The organism is Streptomyces sp. R-74717 (genome assembly GCF_047305335.1).
GTDB classification, from domain to species: domain Bacteria; phylum Actinomycetota; class Actinomycetes; order Streptomycetales; family Streptomycetaceae; genus Streptomyces; species Streptomyces atratus.
This window is the reverse complement of record NZ_CP102361.1, coordinates 5,034,831-5,061,292: the sequence shown is the minus strand read 5'-3', so window position 1 is coordinate 5,061,292 and position 26,462 is coordinate 5,034,831. Positions and strand designations below refer to the sequence as shown.

Annotated in this window: 22 protein-coding genes; 12 read left to right on the top strand and 10 right to left on the bottom strand. The window is 66.6% G+C overall.

Features of this window, described 5'->3' with window-relative positions:
* Positions 1–157: 157 nt before the first annotated feature.
* The 9 genes from rpmH to NRF20_RS23050 all read left to right on the top strand — a co-directional run bounded on the left by rpmH (position 158) and on the right by NRF20_RS23050 (position 7,038).
* Complete coding sequence (gene rpmH, locus NRF20_RS23090; protein ID WP_030930485.1) at positions 158–295, top strand: 50S ribosomal protein L34; 138 nt, start codon at positions 158–160, stop codon at positions 293–295.
* Between the two features lie 18 nt (positions 296–313).
* Positions 314–685, top strand: a complete 372-nt coding sequence (gene rnpA, locus NRF20_RS23085) for a ribonuclease P protein component (RefSeq protein WP_114245514.1) — start codon at positions 314–316, stop codon at positions 683–685.
* Positions 682–1,041 (top strand): membrane protein insertion efficiency factor YidD, encoded by a 360-nt coding sequence (gene yidD, locus NRF20_RS23080; RefSeq protein ID WP_398628386.1) that lies wholly within the window; start codon positions 682–684, stop codon positions 1,039–1,041. Before rnpA ends, yidD begins: the two co-directional genes overlap by 4 nt.
* A gap of 3 nt (positions 1,042–1,044) precedes the next feature.
* Complete coding sequence (gene yidC / locus NRF20_RS23075) at positions 1,045–2,310, top strand: membrane protein insertase YidC (RefSeq protein ID WP_398628387.1); 1,266 nt, start codon at positions 1,045–1,047, stop codon at positions 2,308–2,310.
* Positions 2,311–2,324: 14 nt separating this feature from the next.
* On the top strand, positions 2,325–2,834 hold the full coding sequence (locus tag NRF20_RS23070) for a protein jag (protein WP_114245516.1): 510 nt from the start codon (positions 2,325–2,327) through the stop codon (positions 2,832–2,834).
* A 101-nt stretch (positions 2,835–2,935) separates the two neighbouring features.
* The gene (gene rsmG, locus NRF20_RS23065; protein WP_398628388.1) at positions 2,936–3,652 is read left to right on the top strand and encodes a 16S rRNA (guanine(527)-N(7))-methyltransferase RsmG; all 717 of its coding nucleotides are present in this window, start codon (positions 2,936–2,938) and stop codon (positions 3,650–3,652) included.
* Between the two features lie 292 nt (positions 3,653–3,944).
* Positions 3,945–5,021, top strand: a complete 1,077-nt coding sequence (locus NRF20_RS23060) for a ParA family protein (protein ID WP_398628608.1) — start codon at positions 3,945–3,947, stop codon at positions 5,019–5,021.
* A complete protein-coding gene (locus NRF20_RS23055; RefSeq protein WP_413753204.1) occupies positions 5,018–6,118 on the top strand; it encodes a ParB/RepB/Spo0J family partition protein in 1,101 nt (366 codons plus the stop codon). The genes NRF20_RS23060 and NRF20_RS23055 overlap by 4 nt, the downstream gene beginning before the upstream one ends.
* 302 nt (positions 6,119–6,420) lie before the next feature.
* Positions 6,421–7,038 (top strand): GNAT family N-acetyltransferase, encoded by a 618-nt coding sequence (locus tag NRF20_RS23050; protein ID WP_398628390.1) that lies wholly within the window; start codon positions 6,421–6,423, stop codon positions 7,036–7,038.
* Between the two features lie 83 nt (positions 7,039–7,121).
* Here the strand turns inward: NRF20_RS23050 and trxA are convergent, their stop codons facing one another.
* From trxA to NRF20_RS23015, 7 genes are all read right to left on the bottom strand, one after another.
* Positions 7,122–7,454, bottom strand: coding sequence for a thioredoxin (gene trxA / locus NRF20_RS23045; protein WP_093895053.1), 333 nt, complete (start codon positions 7,452–7,454; stop codon positions 7,122–7,124).
* A gap of 42 nt (positions 7,455–7,496) precedes the next feature.
* Positions 7,497–8,459 carry a thioredoxin-disulfide reductase gene (gene trxB, locus NRF20_RS23040; RefSeq protein ID WP_398628391.1) on the bottom strand — a complete coding sequence of 321 codons (963 nt, stop codon included), beginning with the start codon at positions 8,457–8,459 and terminating at the stop codon, positions 7,497–7,499.
* A 133-nt stretch (positions 8,460–8,592) separates the two neighbouring features.
* On the bottom strand, positions 8,593–9,543 hold the full coding sequence (locus NRF20_RS23035) for an anti-sigma factor family protein (protein ID WP_398628392.1): 951 nt from the start codon (positions 9,541–9,543) through the stop codon (positions 8,593–8,595).
* Complete coding sequence (gene sigM / locus NRF20_RS23030; protein WP_398628393.1) at positions 9,540–10,244, bottom strand: RNA polymerase sigma factor SigM; 705 nt, start codon at positions 10,242–10,244, stop codon at positions 9,540–9,542. Before sigM ends, NRF20_RS23035 begins: the two co-directional genes overlap by 4 nt.
* Positions 10,245–10,391: 147 nt before the next feature.
* Positions 10,392–12,110, bottom strand: coding sequence for a serine/threonine protein kinase (locus NRF20_RS23025; RefSeq protein WP_398628394.1), 1,719 nt, complete (start codon positions 12,108–12,110; stop codon positions 10,392–10,394).
* 127 nt (positions 12,111–12,237) lie between these two features.
* Entirely contained in the window at positions 12,238–14,397 is a 2,160-nt protein-coding gene (gene murJ / locus NRF20_RS23020) for a murein biosynthesis integral membrane protein MurJ (RefSeq protein WP_398628395.1), read from the bottom strand.
* 49 nt (positions 14,398–14,446) lie between these two features.
* On the bottom strand, positions 14,447–16,735 hold the full coding sequence (locus NRF20_RS23015) for a DUF6049 family protein (RefSeq protein WP_398628396.1): 2,289 nt from the start codon (positions 16,733–16,735) through the stop codon (positions 14,447–14,449).
* A 183-nt stretch (positions 16,736–16,918) separates the two neighbouring features.
* Here NRF20_RS23015 and NRF20_RS23010 point away from each other — a divergent pair, with 183 nt between their 5' ends.
* Positions 16,919–18,361, top strand: a complete 1,443-nt coding sequence (locus NRF20_RS23010) for a CCA tRNA nucleotidyltransferase (protein WP_398628397.1) — start codon at positions 16,919–16,921, stop codon at positions 18,359–18,361.
* A gap of 131 nt (positions 18,362–18,492) precedes the next feature.
* Here NRF20_RS23010 and NRF20_RS23005 read toward each other — a convergent pair whose 3' ends face one another.
* The 3 genes from NRF20_RS23005 to NRF20_RS22995 all read right to left on the bottom strand — a co-directional run bounded on the left by NRF20_RS23005 (position 18,493) and on the right by NRF20_RS22995 (position 21,737).
* Positions 18,493–19,761: an MFS transporter gene (locus NRF20_RS23005; protein WP_413753203.1), complete on the bottom strand. Its 1,269-nt coding sequence runs from the start codon at positions 19,759–19,761 to the stop codon at positions 18,493–18,495.
* A gap of 124 nt (positions 19,762–19,885) precedes the next feature.
* Complete coding sequence (locus NRF20_RS23000; protein WP_093895062.1) at positions 19,886–20,968, bottom strand: inositol-3-phosphate synthase; 1,083 nt, start codon at positions 20,966–20,968, stop codon at positions 19,886–19,888.
* A 61-nt stretch (positions 20,969–21,029) separates the two neighbouring features.
* Positions 21,030–21,737 carry a PadR family transcriptional regulator gene (locus tag NRF20_RS22995; protein ID WP_266359801.1) on the bottom strand — a complete coding sequence of 236 codons (708 nt, stop codon included), beginning with the start codon at positions 21,735–21,737 and terminating at the stop codon, positions 21,030–21,032.
* Positions 21,738–22,139: 402 nt separating this feature from the next.
* On the opposite strand from NRF20_RS22995, the gene NRF20_RS22990 reads away from it, so the two are divergent.
* Together NRF20_RS22990 and NRF20_RS22985 are read left to right on the top strand one after the other, a co-directional pair.
* Positions 22,140–24,824, top strand: a complete 2,685-nt coding sequence (locus NRF20_RS22990; RefSeq protein ID WP_398628400.1) for a transglycosylase domain-containing protein — start codon at positions 22,140–22,142, stop codon at positions 24,822–24,824.
* 118 nt (positions 24,825–24,942) lie between these two features.
* Positions 24,943–26,436 carry a glycosyltransferase family 87 protein gene (locus NRF20_RS22985; protein ID WP_413753202.1) on the top strand — a complete coding sequence of 498 codons (1,494 nt, stop codon included), beginning with the start codon at positions 24,943–24,945 and terminating at the stop codon, positions 26,434–26,436.
* Positions 26,437–26,462 lie beyond the last annotated feature (26 nt).

Below are 26,462 nucleotides of genomic sequence, written 5' to 3'. Positions count from 1 at the left end.
GTTGTCGATGGCTGCTGCCGCCTGCCTCCGATGGGCAAAGATCACGATCTGTGATTGTGAAGCGGTGCACTATGGCGTTTACGCGAGTCTCTCGTGGGCGCACGGTGACAGCCAGGCGATGTCCCGCCAACACACGAGTCATTTCTGGAGCCCCCGAGTGAGCAAGCGCACCTTCCAGCCGAACAACCGTCGTCGCGCGAAGACCCACGGCTTCCGGCTGCGTATGCGCACCCGTGCCGGCCGCGCGATCCTCGCGTCCCGCCGTGGCAAGGGTCGCGCCAACCTGTCCGCCTGATCGCTTACAGGTCATGACGTGCTGCCTACCGAGAATCGGCTGAGGCGGCGCGAGGACTTCGCGACCGCAGTACGTCGAGGACGCCGGGCCGGCCGCCCGCTTCTCGTCGTTCATCTACGCAGCGGTGCAACGGACCCGCACGTGACTGGGGAGAACGCTCCCCCGCCGCGTGCGGGTTTCGTTGTCAGCAAAGCTGTGGGTGGAGCGGTTGTGCGCACAGCGGTGAAGCGCAGGCTTCGCCATCTGGTCCGCGAGCGACTGGCCCTGCTGCCCCCCGGTAGCCTGGTTGTCGTACGAGCGTTGCCCGGAGCGGGCAACGCCGACCATGAACAGCTGGCCCGAGACCTGGACGCCGCTCTGCAGCGGCTGCTGGGAGGGGGCGCGCGATGAAGTACCCGCTGCTGGCTCTTATCAAGCTGTATCAGTGGACGATCAGCCCACTTCTCGGGCCTGTCTGCCGTTACTACCCGTCGTGTTCCCACTATGGATATACGGCGATCGACCGGCACGGAGCGATCAAGGGAACTGCGCTGACGGCCTGGCGCATCCTGCGATGCAATCCGTGGTCACCCGGCGGCGTGGATCACGTCCCGCCACGCAAACGCCCGCGTTGGCACGAACTGGTGCGTAATGCAATACGTGGCAGCAAGGGCGGGGACTCCGCCGCTGATGTGCCTCCTGGGGGGACGGTCTCCGAACCCCCTAGCCCGGCCTCAGAGACCTCGCCCAAAGCTCAAGGAGCCTGATTAGTGGACACGATTGCCAGTCTGTTCAGCTTTATCACCTGGCCTGTTTCATGGGTCATCGTCCAGTTCCACACGTTGTACGGAGCGATCTTCGGCGATGACACGGGCTGGGCCTGGGGCCTGTCCATCGTGTCCCTGGTGGTGCTGATCCGGATCTGCCTGATCCCGCTTTTCGTGAAGCAGATCAAGTCGACCCGGAACATGCAGGTGCTCCAGCCGAAGATGAAGGCGATCCAGGAGCGCTACAAGAGCGACAAGCAGCGTCAGTCCGAAGAGATGATGAAGCTGTACAAGGAGACGGGTACCAACCCGCTCTCCTCGTGCCTTCCCATCCTGGCGCAGTCGCCGTTCTTCTTCGCCCTGTATCACGTGCTCTCGGCCATCGCCTCGGGCAAGACGATCGGTGTCATCGACCAGCCGCTGCTCGACAGCGCCCGTCAGGCACACATCTTCGGTGCTCCGCTCGCTGCCAAGTTCATGGACAGCGAAGCGAAGGTCCAGGCGCTCGGCGCCTCTCTGCTGGACGTCCGTGTCGTCACCGCGGTCATGATCGTGATGATGTCGGCGTCGCAGTTCTTCACCCAGCGCCAGCTGATGACGAAGAACGTCGACCTGACGGTCAAGACGCCGTACATGCAGCAGCAGAAGATGCTCATGTACATCTTCCCGCTGATCTTCGCCGTCATGGGCATCAACTTCCCCGTCGGCGTCCTCGTCTACTGGCTGACCACCAACGTCTGGACCATGGGTCAGCAGATGTACGTGATCAACCAGAATCCGACCCCGGGAAGCAAGGCGCAGGACCAGTACCTGGGACGTCTGTTGAAGAGCGTTACCGCTCACGGTGAGGTTCGCGGCAGGACCAAGCGCAATACGGTCAAGCGGATCGTGTCCAAGGGCTCGGATCGCAATGACATCGAGCGGAAGTTCATCACTGGACTGGCGAAGCTGGGCTTCGCCGCCCAGGAGGACGGCACGGTGATCAAGAGCGATACGGCTCTTGCCGAGTCCGAGAGTGGAGCCGCGCAGCGGCGCCAGCAGCCCAAGCGCCAGACCAAGGCCCAGCGTCAGACCGGTGCTGCCCAGCAGGCGGGGGCCAAGGACACCGACTCCACCGAGTCGGGATCCAAGACCTCTCTGCAGAAGCCGGACGCATCGCAGGACGACAAGCCCAAGCCGGCGGGCAAGCCCGCGTCCGGCTCCTCACGCCAAGCCAAGTCCGGACAGCGCAAGGGCCCGCAGCGGCCCAAGCACCCGTCCAAGAAGTAAGAAGGAGTCCATCCGTGACGGAAGGCACCACCTCCACGGCCGCTGAGGGCAGCGACACCTTGACCCGCCTTGAGCAGGAGGGCGAGATCGCAGCGGACTACCTCGAGGGCCTGCTCGACATCGCCGATCTCGACGGCGACATCGACATGGACGTCGAGGCGGACCGGGCCGCGGTCTCGATCATCAGCGACTCGGCACGTGATCTGCAGAAGCTCGTGGGCCGCGACGGTGAGGTGCTGGAGGCGCTCCAGGAGCTGACGCGGCTTGCTGTGCACCGGGAGACCGGTGACCGGAGTCGGCTGATGCTGGACATCGCGGGCTTCCGGGCCAAGAAGCGGGCTGAGCTCGCCGAGCTGGGTGCCAAGGCCGCGGACGAGGTCAAGAGCACCGGTGAGCCGGTGAAGCTGGACCCGATGACGCCGTTCGAGCGCAAGGTTGTGCACGATGCGGTCGCGGCCGCTGGTCTGCGTAGCGAGTCCGAGGGCGAGGAGCCGCAGCGCTTCGTCGTCGTTCTCCCGGCCTGACCGGACCCCTGTTCTGTCGGCCCCGTCTGTTCGCAGGCGGGGCCGATCTTTGTCAGCCTGATAGTCAGCCACCCACAGTGCGGTATGGAAGGACGGTTCCCGTGACGGCGGAAGTAGAGCTTCCCCAGGCGCCCGAAGGGGCGCGGGCGGTTTTCGGTGAGTTCTTTCCGGAGGCTGTCCGGTACGCGGAACTGCTGGCGGATGCCGGGGTGAAGCGGGGGCTGATCGGTCCGCGTGAGGTACCGCGGCTGTGGGAGCGGCATCTGCTGAACTGTGCGGTGCTCTCCGAGGTCGTGCCTGAGGGCGTCACGGTCTGCGATGTGGGCTCCGGTGCCGGGCTTCCGGGTATCCCGCTGGCGCTGGTGCGTCCGGATCTCAAGATCACCTTGCTGGAGCCCTTGCTCCGGCGGACGAATTTCCTCCAGGAAGTCGTCGAGTTGCTGGGCCTGGACCATGTGACGGTTGTGCGTGGTCGGGCGGAGGAGGTTCTTGGGACGCTTCAGCCGGTTCACGTTGTGACGGCTCGGGCTGTGGCTCCGCTCGATCGGCTGGCCGGCTGGGGAGTTCCGCTGCTGCGTCCGTACGGAGAGATGCTGGCGCTCAAGGGGGATACGGCCGAGGAGGAGATCGTCGGCGCCCGTGCGGCCTTGAGCAAGCTCGGTGTGGTGGAGACCGAGGTTTTGCACGTCGGAGAGGGCGTTGTCGATCCGATGACCACGGTGGTGCGTGTGGTGGTCGGGGAGAGTCCGGGCGGTGTGAGGTTCGCCGCAAAGAGGGCCAAGGCTGCGAGGACGAGCCGTACGAGGCGTCGTCGCTGACGCGCCTGGTCACGCTGCGGAATTGTCCGTTACGTACAGTTTGTGTTGCCTGTCAGTGATGCTCCCGACAAGCGGCCATGCATACCCCACGCGGAGTGTCGTGCCCCTGTAGCTAGGCTGCGGGGGCATCGTGTTTCACGTGAAACGTCGCTCTCTGCTGCATGGGATCATTAGCCGCGGCCGTGCGGCTGCCGCGCCGCGGCACCGCAGGCCCGTTAGGGCTACGGAGTTGTCCACAGAAGTGGATTCATCCACAGAAGAGCGGGCCTCGCTGGTTCACGACGCCGAAAGCATGGCAGGCTCTGTTCATTGCGAGCCTGAAGTCGAGGAGAGTGAATCCTTGCGGTCCGACGCCAACATCGCGGGACCGATGACCGATCCGGTCCCCGGTCCCCGAACCGAATCGGCGGGGGAGGGTGTTTCACGTGAAACACCGCCGCCGATGGATGACACACCCATCGGTCGCGCGGCCCAGCTGGCGGTCGAGGCCCTTGGCCGCGCCGGCGAGGGCCTGCCCCGTCCTGACCGGACGCGCGTCATGGTGGTGGCCAACCAGAAGGGTGGGGTGGGCAAGACGACCACGACGGTCAATCTTGCCGCCTCGCTCGCGCTTCACGGCGCACGTGTTCTGGTGGTCGACCTTGACCCGCAGGGGAACGCCTCTACGGCTCTGGGTATCGATCACCATGCCGAAGTCCCCTCCATCTATGACGTCCTGGTGGAGAGCAGGCCGCTCTCCGAGGTGGTTCAGCCTGTTCCGGACGTCGAAGGCCTCTTCTGCGCCCCCGCCACTATCGATCTCGCCGGTGCGGAGATTGAGTTGGTGTCGCTGGTGGCGCGGGAGAGTCGACTACAGCGGGCGATCCAGGCATATGAGCAGCCGTTGGACTACATCCTCATCGACTGCCCGCCTTCGCTCGGTCTGCTGACGGTCAATGCCCTGGTCGCCGGTGCCGAGGTGCTGATTCCTATCCAGTGTGAGTACTACGCACTGGAAGGGCTGGGGCAGCTGCTGCGCAATGTGGATCTGGTGCGGGGGCATCTCAACCCCGATCTTCATGTGTCGACGATTCTGCTCACCATGTACGACGGCAGGACCAGGCTCGCTTCGCAGGTCGCGGAGGAGGTGCGCAGCCACTTCGGCAAGGAGGTGCTGCGGACGAGCATTCCGCGGTCGGTGCGGATTTCGGAGGCACCGAGCTATGGGCAGACCGTACTGACCTACGACCCGGGTTCGAGTGGGTCGCTGTCGTACCTCGAAGCGGCACGTGAGATCGCCCTGCGGGGTGTCGGGGTGCAGTACGAGGCCCAGCATGCCCGCACGGGCAGTGGGAACAGTCAGCAGAACATTTCGGAGGGGATCCAGTGAGCGAGCGTCGAAGAGGGTTGGGGCGTGGGCTAGGTGCCTTGATCCCCGCCGCTCCGCAGGAGAAGCAGATGCCGTCCACGGGGGCGGGCTCGGCCTCTCCTGGGGCGGGTCCTGTCATGAGGGCAGAGCGGGGAGTGGCCGCTGCGAAGGTGGCCACGCTTGCACCCGCCCCGGTTGTGCCGGAGCCGAGTGCGCCGGTTTCGGAGCCCGAGGCAGCCGCAGAATCTGCGGGAGCCGCAGGAGCGTACTTTGCCGAGGTTCTTCTCGGCTCCATCACCCCGAATCCTCGTCAGCCCCGTGAGGTATTCGACGAGGACGCGCTTGCCGAGTTGGTGACCTCCATCAAGGAGGTGGGCCTTCTCCAACCCGTTGTGGTGCGGAAGATGGGGCCGGAGCGCTACGAGCTCATCATGGGCGAGCGGCGCTGGAGGGCCTGCCGTGAGGCCGGTCTGGAGCGGATCCCCGCCATTGTCCGGGCCACGGACGACGAAAAGCTTCTCCTGGACGCGCTCCTGGAGAACCTGCACCGGGCCCAGCTGAACCCGTTGGAGGAGGCAGCCGCGTACGACCAGCTGCTCAAGGACTTCAAGTGCACGCATGACCAGCTGGCCGACCGGATCGGGCGTTCCCGCCCGCAGGTGTCCAACACGCTGCGACTGCTGAGGCTATCGCCTCCGGTCCAACGGAGGGTCGCGGCCGGGGTGCTGTCGGCCGGTCATGCACGGGCACTGCTGTCCGTGGACGACTCGGAGGAGCAGGACAGGCTGGCACATCGCATTGTGGCCGAGGGGCTGTCGGTGCGTGCGGTCGAAGAGATTGTGACCCTCATGGGCTCCAGCCCCACGAGCACCGCCAAGGCCAAGGGGCCGCGGGCCGGTGGCCGGGTGTCGCCTGCGCTGTCCGATCTTGCTTCCCGGCTCTCGGACCGCTTCGAGACCAGGGTGAAGGTCGACCTCGGCCAGAAGAAGGGAAAGATCGTCGTCGAATTCGCATCGATGGAGGATCTGGACCGCATTCTCGGCAGCCTGGCACCGGGTGAGGGGCGTGTGCTGGATCGGTCCTCCTCTGAGGATCCTGCCGAGGGCGACGGGAGCTGACCTCTGCCCGATGGACTGGGGGCGGGCTGTGTTCCGGGGGATAGCGGAATACAGCCCGCCCTTTGCTTTCTCTCGGTGTCGGCTTCATCTCTGGGTGGATACGATGCGTTCTGGTATGGCACATCCGGCTTGAGTCACCTCGGCGGAGGGAGGGCCATGCGATCAGTGAGCCGCAGCCGACTGGTGACAGTGGGGCTGGGCCTGGGGGCTGTCGGAGGGTTCGTCGGCAGCCTGCTCCTTGAACGGAGTGCACTGACTGCCGCACGCGATGCGGCGAGCGAAGGAAGCGAGGATCAGCCTTCATGGGGCGTCGGCTCGTACCGCTCACACTGGACAACCTTTCCGATCTCCCCAGGCGTTGCCGCTCGTGTGTCTTCTGGGAGCTTGATCCGGTCAGTGGGGAAGCTGCAGTAAAGGCGGGAACGCCCGAGCTGGAGAAAGAGGCATGGATCTCGGCCGTTCTGCTGGAGTGGGGATCGTGCGGCCGCGTTGTCTATGTCGACGATGCGCCGGCGGGCTTCGTTCTCTATGCACCGCCTGCCTACGTGCCGCGCTCGACGGCTTTTCCGACGAGCCCCGTCTCCCCCGATGCAGTGCAGTTGATGACTGGCTGGATCGTGCCGGGATACCAGGGACAGGGGCTGGGCCGAGTCATGGTGCAGACCGTCGCCAAGGACTTGCTGCGTCGGGGATTCAGGGCGATCGAGGCTTTCGGCGACGCCCGATGGAAGGAGCCTGCCTGCATGATTCCCGCAGATCACCTCCTCGCGGTCGGCTTCAAGACTGTACGGCCGCATCCCGTTCATCCGCGGCTGAGACTGGAACTGCGTACGACGCTCTCCTGGAAGGAGGACGTCGAGCTGGCGCTGGACCGGTTGCTGGGTGCCGTCCAGAAGGAGCCGGCGCTGCGGCCTCTTTGATCCGAGAGTCCATGACAACGTGAAACGGGTCCATCCCCCCCGAGGGGATGGACCCGTTTCACGTGAAACAGCGGACCACGGTCCTACTCGCCGATGAAGCCTTCGAGGTCGCGGAGGATCGCGGCCTTCGGCTTGGCGCCGACGATGGTCTTGGCGACCTCGCCGCCCTGGTAGACGTTCAGGGTCGGGATCGACATGACGCCGTACTTGGCGGCCGTGTCCGGGTTCTCGTCGATATTGAGCTTGACGATCTCGATCTGGTCGCCGTGCTCCGCAGCGATGGCCTCCAAAGACGGCGCGATCTGGCGGCAAGGACCGCACCACGCGGCCCAGAAGTCCACCAGCACAGGCTTGTCGCTCTTCAGGACGACCTCGTCGAAGGAGTCGTCGGTCACGTTCTTCAGGGCGCCGGCCACGGCGACCTCCTTAACTACTTGGGGTGTGGGGTGAGGCGTGGATCAGACAGTGGCCGCAGCGGCCTTCTCGTCGTCGGCGAGCGCAGCGAGGAAGCGCTCTGCGTCGAGAGCGGCCGAGCAACCCGTGCCGGCAGCGGTGATGGCCTGCCGGTAGGTGTGGTCGACGACGTCACCGGCGCCGAAGACACCGGTGAGGTTGGTACGCGTCGAGGGAGCTTCGACCTTGAGGTAGCCCTCCTCGTCGAGGTCGAGCTGGCCCTTGAAGAGCTCTGTGCGCGGGTCGTGGCCCACCGCGATGAACAGGCCGGTAACGGCGAGCTCGGACGTCTCGCCGGTCTTGGTGTTCCGAAGGGTCAGGCCGGACAGCTTCTGCTCCCCGTGCACTCCGGCAACCTCGCTGTCCCAGGCGAACTTGATCTTCGGGTCGGCGAAGGCGCGGTCCTGCATGGCCTTGGAGGCACGCAGCGAGTCGCGGCGGTGGACGATGGTGACCGACTTCGCGAAGCGGGAGAGGAAGGTCGCCTCCTCCATCGCGGTGTCGCCGCCGCCGATCACGGCGATGTCCTGGTCCTTGAAGAAGAAGCCGTCACAGGTGGCACACCAGGAGACGCCACGCCCGGAGAGGGCGTCCTCGTTGGGCAGGCCGAGCTTGCGGTGCTGGGAGCCGGTCGTCACGATGACGGCCTTGGCACGGTGCACTGTGCCGGCCGTGTCGGTGACCGTCTTGATGTCTCCGGTGAGGTCAACGGAGATGACATCGTCGGGGACGAGCTCGGCGCCGAAGCGTTCGGCCTGGGCGCGCATGTTGTCCATGAGCTCGGGGCCCATGATCCCGTCCTGGAAGCCCGGGAAGTTCTCCACGTCGGTGGTGTTCATCAGCGCGCCGCCCGCGGTGACGGCGCCTTCGAACACCAGCGGCTTCAGTGAGGCGCGTGCGGTGTAAAGGGCGGCCGTGTAGCCCGCAGGGCCGGAGCCGATGATGATCACATTACGGACGTCGCTCACGGGTTTCTTCCTCGTCTCTGCAGACTGCCTACTGTCCACGCCTACTGGGGTCGGTTCAACGACTCTCACCCCACCCAACGGATCCTACGGGGGATGCATTCCCGACGTGCCGGGGCGGCGGCGGGTGCGATTCTCAGGGGCGCGCGTAGGCGTGAGTCAGCAGTAGCTTCCCCTGGGCAGCGGACTTTTCCCGGACGCAGGCCGCGTCGACGACATACGCCTGGACGCGGGTCGCGTCGGAGGGGTGGGGCAGGATGACGAGGAAGGCAGCCGAGCCTTCGTAGGTGCCTTCCTCCACGGCGAGGGCCGGAGTCTTCCGCCCGATGCCCTGCTCCACGCAACTCGGGACTGACACGACGGGCGCGCGCAAGGGTGCTCGAGATGACTCGGACGCGGGAGATTCGCTCTTGGGCGTCGATTGTTCCTTGACGGATGGCGCCTGCTTCTCGGCGTCGACACCGTCTGAACTCGATGGTTTCGTACCGGCACTCAGAAGGAGCGTTTGTACCTGGCCTTCGAGTGTGGACTCCGAGAAGGCTGCTGCGCCGCTTGCCGCTGACCTGGAGCCGTGGTCCGCCGCCTTGAGGGTGGAGTCCTCCTGGGACGGCTGAACGTTCTGCATGATGAAGACGCTCACACCGACCACGGCTGCGCCGAGAGCGGCGCCCAGTACAGCTGTGCGGCGTCGGCGCCGGACCGGTCGACGGCCCGGGCCCGTGGTTGCCCTGGGGTGCCCTGCGGGGCGGTCTGGGAGACCGGGTTCTGCGTCCGGCTTCTGTGCCACGGAGAGCTTTGTTTCACGTGAAACATGCGCCGCTCCATCGGGTGCCATGGTGCTGAGAGCTTCGGCGGCGAGCGCGGCGTCGATGCGGTCTGCGACATCGTCGGGCATGTGCTGTGGCGTGGGCACGGTGCCGAGCAGCTCGCGGATCTCCATGAGTGAGGAATGGACATCGCCGCAGAGCTCACAGCCGTCCACATGACTGCATACCTCTGCCGCACGTGACGGCGGGAGCAGCCCCTCCGTGAGATCGGAGATCTCCGAGACGTCCGGGTGCCGGGTCGTGTCGGTCGTTGATGTCATGCGCGCCCACCTCCGCCCTTCACTGCAGCAGGATCGCTTGTACCGGCGTCCCTCGGCCCCGATGCGGGTGGGACGGATGCGCGAGGCGTCCGGTTCCTTCCTGCGTCGGGTTCCTCGGCTCCTGTGCCCTCACTGCGGAGGTGAGTGAGCAGAGGGGCCAGCCGGGCTCTGCCCCGCGCGCAGCGACTCTTCACGGTGCCTGTCGGTACGTCGAGGATGCGAGCCGCTTCGGCCACGGGGTAGCCCTGCATATCCACGAGGACAAGTGCGGCACGCTGCTCGGCGGGGAGAGTGGCGAGTGCGGCCAAGAGCTCGCGGTGCAGATCCTGGCGCTCTGTCGGTGCCTCTGCCGACTCGTGCGGCTCGAGGAGCTGCTCGAACCGTTCGGTGTCATCGACCGGTGAGGTCTTGCGGGTGGCCGCCTTGCGGACCCGGTCGAGGCAGGCATTGACGGTGATGCGGTGCAGCCAGGTGGTGACGGCGGACTGGCCCCGGAAGGTATGGGCGGCCCGGAAAGCGGATACCAGGGCGTCCTGGACGGCGTCGGCAGCTTCCTCGCGGTCGCCCAGGGTCCGGAGTGCCACAGCCCACAGCCGGTCGCGGTGGCGCCGTACGAGCTCGCCGAAGGCGTCGGGTTCACCGGCCACATGGCGAGCGAGGAGGTCTGAGTCGCTGAGTGGTTCTGACGGCTCGGCGGCCACCTCCCCCTCCCTCCCTTTCTCTGCGTCAAGGTGCGTCTGTCTATCACGATTCGAGTGAGCAGGGGCAGAGGGCAGACGATGCACAGTGATGCGGGTGTCTCGGTCCGGTCAGGCCGGCGGGAGGGTGGCTCCCACCGGCCTGACCTGTCAGCCAAGTACAGAGATCTCCGAGATCCCGCCCCGGTAGCCGTCAGCCGTTCCGTCCGACGGTAGTTCGGTGACATGGACCAGGATGTAGCGAGTTCGTACGGGCTCGGTGAACTCCTCGTTCAGGTTGCTTCCTGCCGTAGCGAGCTTCGTGAGCCGCTTGGGGAAGTCTGAGAGCGAGGACAGTGCGGAGGCGTTCTCATCAGCTGCGAGCACCTCGGCCTTCTGCCCGCTGCGGTACATCGCGATCTTGATGCCGGTGACGCTCTGAACGCTGCCCAGGTCGACGACTATGCCGCTGCCGTCCCTGCGGTTCGGGATGTTGCCGAAGTTGGCGTAGCCCAGGTACCGCTTGGTGACCCAGGCTGAGTCGGGGCTTCCGTCGATCGCTTTGGGTACGTCCTTCTCGCTTATTCCGGTGCCGCTGGGCATGAACTCTGTCGCCTCGGCGATCCGCAGCGGTTTGGCCGCGGGGCGCGGTTTGTTGTCGCCGTTCTCCGGGGTGGTCTGTGTGGTGTCCTCAGTCCCGGAGTCTTTTCTGCGGTCGAGGAGTGTCTCCGCGAGCTGCCAGCTGCCGAGGCCCAGGGCGGCAATGAGCAGTGCGGACACCGCCCACTTGAGGACCTTGCCGGTGCGGCTCTGGAGCGGGGCCGGAGGCACGGCGATCACGGGCTGCGTAGCGACGCCGGGGCCTGCGGGCGGGCGTCCGTAGGTGCCTTGCTGGTAGGTCGTGCGCTGGTAATCCGGGGGCGCCGTGAATGTGGGCTCCGGAGGGCGGATGCGGGGCATCGCGGCAACGGCCTTGGCCAGCTCGTCCGGGGTGGTGCACGGCTGCTCCTGCCGGGAGGCGGTGGCGCCGTCATTGGCGAGTGCGCGCATGGCGAGCTCGGAAAGACCGCGGTGAACACCGGCCCGCACCTGATCGGGGGCGATCAGCCCCACTCCCTTGGGGAGCCCGGACAGGCCGTAGGCATCGGTCTCGTACGGCCAGCGCTGGGTCAGAGCGGCGTAGAGGAGGGCGCCGATAGCCTCGGTGTCCGCGCGTTGCGGGCCGTCGCTGGTGATGCCCCGCAGGGCAGCATTCACCGCGAGGCCGCGGATCCGGTACTGCCCGGTCGAGCTCCGCAGCACGGCACCCGGGGTCAGCCTCAGATGTGCGAGACCTTCTCGATGTGCGGCTGCCATGGCCTGGGAGACCTGGCTGACGAGCTGGTACGCGTCGTGCGCGTCCATCGGCCCCGCGGCCAGCAGAGAAGTGAGCTCGGTGGCGTCGGGGAGCCATTCATGGACGACGTAGACGAGGTCGTCCTCCTCCACCGCGTCGAGTACCTGCACAAAGCGCGGGTCGCCGAGCAGAGCGGAGGAGCGGGCTGCGGCCAGCACGGAGCGGGCTCGGGGGTGGTCGGCGGGGAGCAGATGCACGCCCACCGCGCGGCGCAGTTTCTCGTCGACAGCGCGCCAGCTGCTGAATCCGTCCAGACGGGTGACGCACTCTTCGAGCCGGTAGCGTCTGGCGAGTTTGTGCCCGCTGTGCAGATCTGGGGTCGGCAGGGTGGCCTCGGTGCTGATGCGCTCACCGTCCGTGTTCTGCGGCTTTGTGCCCGTTGTGTCCTGAGCTTCTGCCGTCCCGTCGGTCGTGGCCTCGTCCGCCTTGGCGGCCAGCGGTTCATCACCGCTGTTGTCGGCCACGTCGACGGCAGCCGTGCTACGTTCCGCCACCGTCGTTCCTGCCTCCCCATCCGTTGCGCGATGCCAGCCAGCTCTGCACAGTCACGCCAATTGTGCCCACACTCCGGCGCTATGCACGACACGCAAGGGGCGGTGATGGTTGTGCGGCCGGTGATCCTCAGCGTCCGAGCCGCCCGCGGACCATGCCGACCATGCCGTTGATCTCTTCGATCCGCATCCGCTTGGCGGCGATGAAGAAGACGCCCAGCAGAACGGCCCCACCACAGATCAGCGCGACGAGCGACCCGAAGGCGCCTTCGCCGAGGCCCAGGAGAACAGCGAAGCCGACGCCGCCGCCGAGCACCGCTGCCGGGATGGCAGCGAGGCACAGACGGGCGTAGGTGCGTACGACGTGGGCGCCGTCCAGATCGCCGCCCAGCCGGTTGCGCAGCCGTCGCCAGGCGATGCCCACGCCGACAGCGTAGGCGAGTCCGTACGAGGCAGCCATGCCGACTACGGCCCACTGGGCCGGCAGAACCACGTAGCAGAGGGCCGAGGCGGCCGCGTTGACCGCGGCGACGATGACCGTGTTGTAGAAGGGCGTCCGGGTGTCCTCGTAGGCGTAGAAGCCGCGCAGCACCACGTACTGCACGGAGTACGGGATCAGGCCGAGACCGAACGCCATGAGGATGAAGCCCATGGACCGGGCCGCTTCGGTGCCCGCGGAGGCGTACAGCAGGGTGCACATCGGCAGGCCGAGGGCGAGGAACATGAAGGCCACCGGCACGATCGCCACGGCCGAGTTCCGCAGCCCCTGAGAGATGTCGTCGCGTACGGCGCCCGGGTCGTCGTCGTGGGCGGCACGAGAGATGCGGGGCAGTAGGGCCGCCATGACCGACACGGTGATGATTGCCTGCGGCATGCCCCAGATGAGCTGGGCGTTGGAGTACGCGAGGATGCCGGTGCCGTCCTTGCCGGACAGTTTGCCCGCCGAGGTTGCGAGTTGGGTGACGACGAGCACGCCCGCCTGGTTGGCCAGGACGAACAGGACGGTCCACTTGGCCAGCTTGATCGTCTTGCCGAGCCCGTGGCCCTTCCAGTCGAAGCGCGGGCGGAAACGGAAGCCGGCCTCACGCAGATACGGGACCATGGCCAGGGCCTGGACGACCAGACCGAGCAGCGTGCCGATGCCCAGGAGCCGGACGCCCTCCGGCGGGATCGTCTGGACCCCCATCTGGGATTCGGCAGAGGTGCCGTAGACCCAGATGAACATGCCGAACGTGAAGATCATGACGATGTTGTTGAGGACCGGGGTCCACATCATCGCGCCGAACCTGCCGCGGGCGTTGAGGATCTGGCCCATCACGACATGCACGCCCATGAAGAAGATGGTCGGCAGGCAGTACCGGGCGAACGTCACGGCGACGCTGTTGGCGGCCGCGTCCCCGGCGATCGTCGGCGACATCATGTGGATCAGCCATGGAGCGGCGAATACCGCGATCGCGACGATGACACCGAGCGCGACCATCACGAGAGTCAGCAGCCGGTTGGCGTAGGCCTCGCCGCCGTCCTCGTCGTCCTTCATGGATCGCACGAGCTGGGGAACGAAGACCGAGTTCAGCCCGCCACCGACGGTGAGGATATAGATCATCGTCGGCAGTGTGTACGCGATGGTGAAGCTGTCGCCGAGCAGTGCCGCACCGAGCGCGGCGGTGATCACGAGGCTGCGGACGAATCCGGTGAGCCGGGACACGAGCGTGCCGGCCGCCATCACCGCACTGGACTTCAGCAGGCCGGAGGCCCGGCCGCCGGACTTGGGGGGTGCGGGCGCCGGGGCCGGTTCGGGCTCCGCCGGAACGGGGGAGGGTCCTGCCGGGCCCTCCTGGTCCCGGAACAGGTGCGCGAAGGCATCCGGCTGCTCGTGGTCCTGGGACGCCTGGCTGACGAGATCGTCCACCCCGACGTACTGGGTAGTCACCGGGTCATCGCCGTACGGCAGGTATCGCGACGGGCCGTCGGGCTCGGGCGGCGGGGTCTGCGCCCAGATACGCGGATCAGGTGCGTACTGCGCCGCGGGCGGCTGCTGGTAGAGCGGCTGGGGCTGCTGGTAGGTGCCGGGAGGTGGCGGCGGGTGCGCGGCGCGGTCGTACAGCGCCTCGGTCACCGGGTCCTGGACGGACAGATCCTGGGACCGGTAGGGATCGTGGTCGTACGCGGTCTGCAGGTACGGATCGGGCGTCGGCGGAACCTGGCCCGGTCCGGGCGGCATCGGGGGCCCGCCGGAAGACCCGGCTCCGTCCGCACCCTGACCGCGGTCACCGTCGTACGGCGCGTTCATCGAAACCCCACCTCATCGTCCCCGGCCGACAGGCCGCGACAGACATCGCTCAACGTTCCACTTTCTCACCCGAGCCCGACGGCTCTCCGTTTTCCGGACCGGTGTCCGGGGTCGGGTCACTCGGCTGCTCGGGTTCGCCGCCGTTGTCCCCGCCCGCGTTGGCGCGCTTGCGATGGGTGTACATCCTGATGCCTGCGAGGACCAGAAGGAGCAGCCCACCGGCGATCACCAGCAGCACGGTCGGGGTGAGCTCGGAGACCTTCACGGTGAAGGTCATCTCTCCGCCGTACGGTGTGCCGTCCTCGGTGTAGAGCTGTGCGGTCATCTGCACCTGGCCATTGACGTTGGCCGCGGCGTCGAATTTCACGGACTGGCTGTGGCCGCCGGCGATCCGGATCGGCTGCTCCGCCACGGCCCCGCCGTCGTTCAGCTTGAGCCGGGTCGCGTTCTCCGACTTGAGCCGGAGGACCAGATGGTCCACGCCCTGCAACAGTCTGTTCTGCACAGTCACCGGGATCGTGGCGCTGCGGCCGGACAGGGTGACGTCCGACTTCGAGATGAGCTGGACCTCGTTGATGAGGCCCTGCAGATAGGTGCGTACCGAGTCCCGGTACTGCTGGGCCTCCAGCGGCTTGCCACGCCATGACGTCGACATGGACCGGTTGACCGCATTGCCGAAGGGGGTCACCACCCGCTCGGGCTGGGTGAGGATCACCTGGAAGTTGTTGAGCGACACCTGGGTGGACTTGATGTCCTGGAACGCCTGGGTGGGCAGTTCCTGGCTGCGGAGCTTCTTCGGGTACTGGGACGATCCGGGGACGCTGGTCGTCGCGTCCGTGTCGGGCTTCGCCTCGGCCGCGTCCACGAGCCCGAGGGGCTCTGTCCAGCGTTCGTCGTCGAGGGCGTGCAGCGCGACGGCCATCGACTGGGCCTGGGCGACAGTCGGCATCCGCTGCGGTGCGACGACGATGCTCCGTTCCGCGTCGGTGTCCTGCTGGGTCAGAGCGAGGGTCAGAGCGAGGAATTTCTGCACGGCGAGGGTGGAGTTCCCCGCCTTCGACATGTCGCCCTGGAAGGCCGTGGAGAGCCGGGCGTCGGAGACCACCGCGGTCGTGCCGCCGCCGATCGGCCGGGCCGCGGTGGGCGTGTACGACAGGCCGCCGGTCTCCTGGAGGCTGTCACTGCGGGCGATCACGTTGTGGGCGCCGGCCGAGGTCGCGACGTCGACGATCGATGGGTCGATCGCTCCGTCGACGGGCCAGGCGAAGTCGGTCGACGGCTTCACATGAAGGATGGTCTGCACCGTTGTCCCGGCCACCTCCGTGGCGGTCTGCAGGTGGCTGAGAGTGCCCGACACGTTTTTGCCGCGGTGCGCGATGGACGCCAGATCGGGGTCGGCGAACGGAAGCGCGACGACCTTGCTGTCCGAGACCGCGGCCTCCAGCGAGGTGAGCCACTTCTTGGCGACGGCCTGGTTCTTCCCGGCGACGGTGGTGTCGCCGGACTTGACGCGGTAGTTCATCGTCATCGCATCGACGCTGGCCAGCAGATCCGGGTCGATGACCCACGTCACGGGCAGCTGACTGCCCAGCGAGACCAACTGTTCGAGGCGTCCGCCCGGAGCGAGTTCGGCGGCCAGGTCGTCGTCCGCGAACACGGGCGTCTGCTGATCGTCGGAGCCGGTCTCGGCAGTGACATGGGGCGATGCGATGAGCGGCCAGAGATAGGTGACCTTCGTCTTGGAGTCACGCTCCTCTTCCTGCCACGGCAGGAAAGTGCGCTGGATTCCCAGAACCTGGTCGTACCGGGCTCGGGAGGTCTGCCCCGACAGCGAGACGCCGAGCTGGTAGACGCCGTCGTCGCCGAGCCCCAGTTTGCCGACCGGGACGGAAAGTGTGAAGTCCTGGCTTATTCCGGAAGGGAGCTTCGCGAACTTCACCGTGTACTTGCCGCCGAGTGGGGCCGGGTCGCTGCCGGGGACGTACCCGGTGCGCTTGGCAGCGGTGTCGATCGATGTCCTGTCGAAGAGCCTCGGGCCGACTCGCAGGTCGACCTTCGCCTGCGTGATCGTGTCCTTGCCCCTGTTGGTCACGGTGCCGGAGACGGTCAGGGTGTCCCCCTTCACCGGCGCGCTCGGAGCGAGGGTGTCCAGGGACACACTGACTGTTTCGGAGCGGGTCGGCGCCTTGGCGGTCCCGCCGGCCTGTGCGGTGGGTGCGGCCGGTCCGGCCAGCAGAGCTGCGACGAGCGGCGCCCCGATGATCAAGGAGGCTGTGCGCCGCAGCCACCGGCGGGCAGGAGAGGGACCGATCCCCTGAATGTCTGCCGCCTCGGCCACGCGCCTACCCGTCCCTCGTCGTTGTCAGCTGGTGTCGATGGTTGTCGGTTGCTGCGTCCCCGCATGGTAACGATGTGCGTGGGTGCCAAGTGCTGGGGAGTCCGCTACATGATCGGAAGAGTCTCGCAGGGCGGGACGAAACCAGGACGACCGGGCCGGTCCGGGCACGTACCCTTTTCTGTTGTGTCGAACGCCAATGAAGACAGCTCCCGTGCCCTGACCCAGGTGCAGCACCGCGCAGTCAGTGAACTGCTGCGGGTGTCCCCGGTCGCCGACGACCTCGGTCGCCGTTTCCAGGATGCCGGATTCAGCCTCGCCCTGGTCGGTGGCTCGGTCCGGGATGCGCTTCTCGGCAGGCTCGGGAACGACCTGGACTTCACGACCGACGCCCGCCCCGAGGCCGTGCTGAAGATCGTCCGGCCGTGGGCCGATTCGGTATGGGAGGTCGGGATCGCCTTCGGCACCGTGGGTGCCCAGAAGGACGGCTACCAGATCGAGGTCACCACATACAGGTCGGAGGCGTACGACAGGACCTCGCGCAAGCCCGAGGTGTCCTACGGCGATTCCATCGAGGAAGACCTCGTCCGTCGTGACTTCACGGTCAACGCGATGGCGGTAGCGCTTCCGCAGAAGGACTTCATCGATCCCCACGGCGGTCTTGAGGACCTGGCCGAGCGTGTACTGCGCACTCCGGGCACCCCCGAGGAGTCGTTCTCCGATGATCCGCTGCGCATGCTGCGTGCTGCTCGCTTCGCCGCGCAGCTGGACTTCGATGTCGCCCCCGATGTGGTCACGGCGATGACGGAAATGGCCGGGCGTATCGAGATCGTCTCCGCCGAGCGGGTCAGGGAGGAGCTCAACAAGCTGCTGCTCTCCGCCAACCCCCGCAAGGGTCTGGCGCTGCTCGTCGATACGGGGCTGGCGCAGCAGGTGCTGCCGGAGCTCCCCGCTCTGCGTCTGGAAAGTGACGAGCATCACCGTCACAAAGATGTCTATGAGCACTCGCTGACCGTCCTGGAACAGGCGATCGACCTGGAGGAGGACGGCCCTGATCTGGTTCTGCGCCTTGCCGCTCTCCTCCATGACATCGGTAAGCCGAGGACGCGGCGCTTTGAGAAGGATGGGCGCGTCTCGTTCCATCACCACGAGGTGGTGGGCGCCAAGATGGTCAAGAAGCGGATGGCCGCGCTCAAGTACTCCAACGAGATGGTCAAGGACGTCTCGAAGCTTGTGGAGCTGCATCTGCGCTTCCATGGCTACGGTGACGGCGAGTGGACCGACTCCGCGGTGCGCCGGTATGTGCGTGATGCAGGGCCTCTGCTGGAGCGGCTGCACAAGCTGACCCGATCGGACTGCACCACGCGGAACAAGCGCAAGGCTGCTGCCCTCTCGCGGACCTATGACGGGCTTGAGGAGCGCATTGGGCAGCTGCAGGAGCAGGAGGAGCTGGATGCCATCAGGCCCGACCTCGACGGCAACGAGATTATGAAGACCCTGGGTGTCGGTCCTGGGCCGGTTATCGGCAAGGCCTACGCGTTTCTGTTGGAGCTGCGGCTGGAGCACGGGCCGATGGAGCATGACGTGGCGGTCGAGAAGCTCAAGAAGTGGTGGGCGGCGCAGGCATGAGATCGCTGGAGGCTCGACCGGCAGGGTGAGGACCAGGTCGTGGTCATGTTTCACGTGAAACATGACCACGACCCGATACGGCGAGGGGCGCTGTTTCACGTGAAACAGCGCCCCTCGCCGAATCGCGCACGCTAGAGCGGCCTGTCGGCACGGCTCCACCGGAACAGCAGTATGGCGATGGCCGCATAGAGCACGGCTACCCCGATCACCACCACGAAGGACCGGCCGTCAGGGGGCAGCATCAGAGCGGAGGCTGCGGCAGCGCCCACGAATGCCACGTTGAACAGCACGTCGTAGAGGGAGAAGACCCGGCCGCGGAAGGCATCGTCCACCGAGATCTGCACCACCGTGTCCGTCGCGATCTTCGACCCCTGGGTGGCGAGTCCGAGGATGAATGCCGCGACGAGTATCGGTACGGGGATGAACCACAGCCCCAGTGCGGGTTCGAGGACGGCGGCCGCCGCCGCGCACACCGCCATCCAGCGGAATCGGCCGAGCCGCCCCACCGCCCAAGGTGTCACCACGGCTGCCGCGAAGAACCCCGCACCAGAGATCGCCACAGCCAGTCCGAGGAGGGCCAGGCCTTCGGATTCGCTGTCGGACCAGGCGTACCGGCACAACATCAGCACCATCACGGTCAGTGCCCCGTAGCAGAAGCGGATCACGGTCATGGTGGCCAGCGCCCGGGTCGCTTGCTTCCGTCCCGCGAGATGGCGCAGTCCGTCGGCGAGCCCCCGTGCGGTGATGACCAGAGCCTCACTCAGCCGGATGCGGGCCGCGTCCTGATCCGGTCCTAGGAGCCCGGTGGCAAGGCTCAGGGATGCCAGCGCCGAAGCGAGGTAGAGAGCCGCGCCCAGCAGCACCACCGCCGCATCGGAGTCGGCGAGTAGCAGCCGCACGATGAAGGCGAGGCCACCGCCGGCCGTGGCGGCGAGGGTGCCCGCGGTCGGTGAGAGCGAGTTCGCCACCACCAGTCGTTCCCTGTCGACGACGCGCGGCAGCGCGGCCGAGAGCCCGGCCAGCACGAAGCGGTTGATCGCGGTGACGCACAGCGCCGAGGTGTAGAAGAGCCAGTCGGGTGCGGAGCCGAGGATCAGGAGTGCGGTGCAGCAGGCGAGTGCGGCGCGCAGCAGATTGCCGTACAGAAAGACCTGACGGCGCGGCCAGCGGTCCAGCAGGACGCCGGCAAAGGGGCCGATGAGTGAGTACGGCAGCAGCAGCACGGCCATTGCGGAGGCGATGGCCCCCGCCGACGCCTGTTTCTCCGGGGAGAAGACGACATGAGCTGCCAGCGCCACCTGGTAGACGCCGTCGGCCGACTGGGAGAGAAGTCGTACGGCGAGCAGACGACGGAAGTTCCGCAGGCGCAGAAGTACGCGCAGATCACCTACGACAGGCATGTGATCAAGGGTCACATACGTTGAGGGTCCCCGGGCGGATTACCCGGGGACCCTCAAAGGTGCGGAAGGGAAGGAGCGTTGCCGCTCATCACCGAGCCGCGCCGACGCACCGTGTCCGGTCGCGTCAGTTGGCGACCTCGCCCCTGATGAACTTCTCGACGTTCTCGCGGGCCTCGTCGTCGAAGTACTGGACCGGCGGGGACTTCATGAAGTACGAGGACGCGGAGAGGATCGGGCCACCGATGCCGCGGTCCTTGGCGATCTTCGCGGCGCGGACGGCGTCGATGATGACACCGGCGGAGTTCGGGGAGTCCCAGACCTCGAGCTTGTACTCCAGGTTCAGCGGAACGTCACCGAAGGCGCGGCCCTCGAGGCGCACGTACGCCCACTTGCGGTCGTCCAGCCAGGCCACGTAGTCCGACGGACCGATGTGGACGTTGTCCGCGCCGAGCTCGCGGTCACGGATCTGGGAGGTGACGGCCTGCGTCTTGGAGATCTTCTTGGACTCCAGGCGCTCACGCTCGAGCATGTTCTTGAAGTCCATGTTGCCGCCGACGTTCAGCTGCATCGTGCGGTCCAGGATGACGCCCCGGTCCTCGAAGAGCTTCGCCATCACGCGGTGCGTGATGGTGGCGCCGACCTGCGACTTGATGTCGTCGCCGACGATCGGGACACCGGCCTCGGTGAACTTGTCCGCCCACTCCTTGGTGCCGGCGATGAAGACCGGGAGAGCGTTGACGAACGCGACCTTGGCGTCGATGGCGCACTGCGCGTAGAACTTCGCAGCGACCTCGGATCCGACCGGCAGGTAGCAGACGAGGACGTCGACCTTACGGTCCTTGAGGACCTGGACGATGTCGACCGGGGCCTCGGTCGACTCCTCGATGGTCTGACGGTAGTACTTGCCCAGGCCGTCGTGGGTGTGGCCGCGCTGGACGGTGACGCCGGCGTTCGGCACGTCGCAGAGCTTGATGGTGTTGTTCTCGCTGGCACCGATGGCGTCCGCGAGGTCGAGGCCGACCTTCTTCGCGTCGACGTCGAAGGCAGCGACGAACTCGACGTCCCGCACGTGGTAGTCGCCGAACTGGACGTGCATCAGACCGGGCACCTTGCCGGCCGGATCGGCGTCCTTGTAGTACTCGACGCCCTGGACCAGCGAGGCGGCGCAGTTGCCCACGCCGACGATGGCTACGCGAACCGAACCCATTCCGGTTGCTCCCTGTGTGTAATGGATGTTCCCGATGAAGCCCCGCGGATCTGCGGGGACCTCACTTTGAGGTGTCGTCGGACGGATCCGGCGGGGTGTCACCCCGGTGCCGGGGCAGGCCGTCCGTCTCTCCTGCTGTGTTCTGCGGAGCTTCGCTCCCGGGCGAGGACCGTCGCTGATCCCGTCCCGACCGCTCGCTCTCGATGAGCTCGTTCAGCCAGCGCACTTCGCGCTCCACGGACTCCATGCCGTGTCGCTGCAGCTCAAGTGTGTAGTCGTCGAGGCGCTCGCGGGTGCGGGCCAGAGAGGCCCGCATCTTCTCCAGGCGCTCCTCCAGCCGGCTGCGCCGGCCTTCCAGGACCCGCATCCGCACCTCGTGCTCCGTCTGCCCGAAGAAGGCGAAACGGGCTGCGAAGTGCTCGTCCTCCCAGGAGTCGGGTCCGGTGTGGGAGAGCAGCTCCTCGAAGTGCTCCTTACCTTCTGCCGTCAGCCGGTAGACGATCTTGGCGCGGCGCCCGGCCAGCGAGGAGGCGGGGGCGACCGCACGGCCGGTGGCAGGCGGAAGGTCGGCCGGGGAGCTTCCCGGCTCCTCGATCAACCAGCCGTTGGCGACCAGCGTCTTGAGGCAGGGGTAGAGGGTGCCGTAGCTGAAGGCGCGGAAGATCCCCAACGAGGTGTTGAGACGTTTACGCAGCTCGTACCCGTGCATCGGGGATTCGCGGAGCAGACCGAGAACGGCGAATTCGAGGATGCCTGCGCGTCTGCTCAATTTCGCCTCCTCCCTCTCCGAGTGCTCCTGCGGAGCCCTGTGCCGAGCTGATGTACCGAGCTGATGTACCGAGCTGATGTATCGACTCGATACATCATGACGATAGATCGGTCGTCGCGCTGCGACAAGAGGGGCCATCGTGAACGGCGTCACATCGTGAATTCGTAGGCACCGACTTGCGTCGTTTGGGGTGAAGTTCGGCCCTAGGAGGGTTTTGACCGTGCGTAGTCTGTGCGGCATGCAGACCACCGGGAACCGTGAGACGCCTGTGCGCGTCAGTCTTCGCGGACCAGTCGGATGCCCTGCGGATGAGCCTGCCGCAGGGCTGGTCCGTAATTCGGGGGGACCGGATCTCAACTGCCGCTTCCAGGCGTTCTCGCCTGCCCGAGGAGTAGTCGTTCCATGAGCGAGCACCGTCGCAAAACGCCACAACCGCAAGGTGGTGGGCGTGCAGCGGCCAGACGAGCCGCCCAGCAGTCCTCAGGACGCCGCGCCGCTCCGTCACGCGGAGTAACTTCCGAGTCACCTTCCGGTTCGCATGGCGGGGACAGCCCGTACGGCGGACGCGCCGAGGCGAGACGAGCCGCCCAGCGCGGCGGCGGGAGCCGTGGCGGCGGCGGTGGGCGTCGTCGCGGTGGTGGTGGCGACAGCGGACACGAGGGCCCGGGCAGGGGGCGTGGCCGCGGTGGTCAGCGCCCTGCCAAGAAGCGCTTCATCGACTACCCGCGTGCCGGGAAGTACGGCGTGCGGCGCTGGGTGCCGTCGTGGAAGCTGGTCTCCAGCCTCTGTGTCGGCTTCCTCGGACTGCTCATGGGTGTTGCCGGCATCGCGTACGCGATGGTGTCCACGCCCAAGGTGAAGGACACCGCGACAGCGCAGAACAACGTGTACTTCTGGGACGACGGCTCGCAGATGGTCGCCACGGGCGGTGAGGTCAACCGTCAGATCATCGGTTATGACCAGATCCCCGCCGCCATGCGGAACGCCGTCATCTCGGCCGAGAACAAGTCCTTCGAGCACGACAGGGGCATCGACCCCATGGGTATCGCCCGTGCCTTCTACAACATGGCCACCGGTGGCGAGACCCAGGGTGGCTCGACGATCACCCAGCAGTACGTGAAGAACTCGTTCCTTTCTCAGGATCAGACCCTGAGCCGGAAGTTCCAGGAACTCTTCATCACACTCAAGGTCACCAACGAGAAGGACAAGAAGGAGATCATCCGTGACTACCTGAACATCTCCTACTACGGGCGAGGTGCCTCGGGGATCCAGGCGGCGGCCCGTACGTACTACGGCAAGGACGCCGAGGACCTGAACGCGAGCGAGTGTGCGTTCCTGGCCACGCTGCTCAAGGGTCCTACCTACTTCGACCCGGCGGGCGTCCCCGAGGAGGATGCGAAGGAGGCCACCGAGGCGAAGAACACCGCACGGGCCAAGGAGCGGTGGGAGTGGATCCTCAACGAAGAGGTGAAGGACAAGCGTCTCTCGCAGGCGGAGCGCGACAAGTACACCGAGTTCCCGATGCCCAAGCCGCCGAAGAAGAGCGCCCAGCTGGGCGGTCAGACCGGCTACCTGGTCGACCTCGCCAAGTCGTACGCCCTGAACAACGTCGAGGGTATGACGGCGAACAAGCTGGCCCAGGGCGGCTACGAGATCCACACCACCTTCAACAAGGACAAGGTCGAGGAGCTCGAAGCCGCGGTCCAGAAGGTCTACGACAACAAGATCAAGCCGAAGAAGCGTCCTGAGACGGACACTCACGTCCAGTTCGGCGGCGGGTCGGTGGATCCCAAGACCGGTGCCATCGTGGCGATCTACGGCGGTCAGGACGCGACCAAGCACTACACCAACAACGCCAACCCCACGGGTGCGCAGGTCGGTTCGACCTTCAAGCCGTTCGTGCTGGCGGCAGCGATGGAGTACGGCAAACGCGACCCCTCGCTCAGCGCGGACCAGGACTTGTCGCGGCGTGAGAAGGTCTCGCCGCTGAGCATCTACAACGCCGACGACAAGCTGAAGATCAAGGAATACAACGGCCAGATCTGGACCGACGAGAACGGCAAGGAGTGGCTGCAGGCCAACGACGGCCATGAGTCGAGGGGCAACATCACCCTTCGTGAGGCGATGCAGTGGTCCGCCAACTCCCCGTACGTCCAGCTCGGGATGGACGTCGGCACCGACAAGGTGAAGGACGTCGCCATTGCCGCCGGTCTCAAGGACGACGACAGCATGGCGGATTCACATGTGCCGTCGTTCTCCATCGGTACGTCCTCGCCCAGTGCGATCCGTATGGCCGGTGCGTACGCGACCTTCGCCGCCAGCGGACAGCAGCGCGAGCCCTACTCGGTCACCGAGGTGAAGCACGAGGGCGAAACCATCTACCGGCACAAGGATGTCCGCGAGCGCGCCTTCCGTCCCGAGATCGCCGACAACGTCACCGACGTCCTGAAGAACGTCGTCGAGAAGGGAACCGGTACCCCCGCGCAGCTCCCCGGCCGCGACGTGGCGGGCAAGACGGGTACGACGGACGACAACAAGTCGGCCTGGTTCGTCGGCTACACCCCGCAGCTGTCCACGGCCATCAGCATGTACCGGCTGGACGACGACGAGAAGAACACGGACCGCAAGTTCGAGAAGATGTACGGCACGGGTGGTGAGGAGACGATCCACGGTGCCTCGTTCCCGGCCCAGATCTGGCACGACTACATGGCGGAGGCGATGCAGGGCCAGAAGGTCGAGACATTCCCGAAGCCGATGCCGATCGGTGAGAAGGTCTACGGTGGCGGCGCGCAGAGCCCCAAGCCGTTGCCCACAGCGGTGGAGTCGCCCTCGCCGTCCGCGTCGGCGCCCGAGTCGCCCTCGATGAGCCCGTCCCCGCCGGCGCCCGACCCCAGCGACACCTGTAGCGCATGGGACTGGAACTGCCAGAACAACAACGGCGGGACCAACAACGGCGCTTCGAATGGCGGAGCCGGCGGTCCCAGCACCAGCCCGTCGCCGACCTCCTCGCCACCGGGCGGTGGCAATGGCAATGGCAACGGCAATGGGGGCGGGAACGGCGGAATCTTCGGGGGCCCGGCCGGTTAACGTCCCTCCGGCCGGGTAGACCGGCGATCCGGCCGACCGGACCTGGTCGAGGGCCGCCGCACCACAGGGTGCGGCGGCCCTCGTCGTTTCCACAGTCCCGTACGGCAGGATGAGCGGCATGCCAAGCGCAGAAGACACGAGTGTGCACCAGGAACGGCCCGTCGTACGGCCCACGCACCAGGACGAGATCGCCGAGGCAGGCAGTGAGCTGATCGGCGGCCGGTCGGGGCGCTGGACACGGCTCGGCAGCACGGCACTCACGCCCGTGGGCGTCATCGCGCTGGTGGCCCTCGGGGTGTTCGCGCTGGGCATGGTGCAGAAGCTGCCCTGCTACAACTGGGCGTGGTTCAGGGGTGCCGGTTCGCAGTACACGCACGCCTGCTACTCGGACATTCCGCATCTCTATGTCGGACGTGGCTTCTCCGACGGTCTCGTGCCGTACTTCGACCGGCTGCCCGGCGACATGCAGTACCTGGAGTACCCCGTCCTGACGGGCGTGTTCATGCAGATCGCGTCCTGGCTGACACCGGGTGGATCCATTCAGCATCGCGAGCAGATGTACTGGATGGTCAACGCCGGGATGCTGATGATCTGCGCCGTGATCATCGCCGTCTGCGTCGCCCGTACACACCGGCGCCGCCCCTGGGACGGACTGCTGGTCGCTCTCGCGCCCGCCTTCGCGCTCACCGCGACGATCAACTGGGACCTGCTGGCGGTCGCGCTGACGGCTGCGGCGATGCTCATGTGGTCCCGGGGGCGGGCGCTGGCGTTCGGCGTCCTCATCGGGCTTGCCACGGCCGCCAAGCTCTATCCCGTGCTCCTGCTGGGGCCTGTCTTCGTGCTGTGCTGGCGGGCGGGCAAATGGCGGGAGTTCGGCCTGGCGATGTTCGGGGCGGCGGTTTCCTGGCTGGTCGTGAATCTGCCGGTGATGGTCTTCGCCCCCGAGGGGTGGAAGAAGTTCTACACATTCAGCGAGGAACGGGGCATCGACTTCGGCTCATTCTGGCTGATCATCACACAGCGCACCGGAGAGACCTTCGAGGTCGCGACCGTCAACACAGTCTCGACCCTGGTGACGATCCTGCTGTGCGCAGCCATCGGTGCCCTGACGCTGACGGCACCGCGCAGGCCGCGCTTCGCGCAGCTCGCCTTTCTCGTTGTCGCAGTGTTCATCCTCGTCAACAAGGTCTATTCGCCGCAGTACGTGCTGTGGCTGATCCCCCTGGCCGCCCTGGCCAGGCCGCGCTGGCGCGACTTCCTGATCTGGCAGACGTGCGAGGTCATGTACTTCCTGGGCATCTGGATGTACCTCGCGTACACGACGAGCGGGGACAAGCACCAGGGGTTGCCCACGGAGGGGTATCAGCTGGCGATCTCCCTGCATCTGCTGGGCACGTTGTACCTCTGCGCCGTTGTCGTACGGGACATTCTCATGCCGGAGCGGGACGCCGTACGACGCGACGGGTCGGACGATCCGTCCGGCGGGGTGCTCGACGGGGCCGAGGACGCATTCGTGCTGGGGCGGGCGGCGCATCCGCCGCGGCATGCCGTTCCCGCCGTCGAAGGGCCGCGGGTGGAATGGGGAGCGGCGCACGGACCGGCCGCCGACTGAGACGAGTCTCTTCAGGGGCGCCGAGG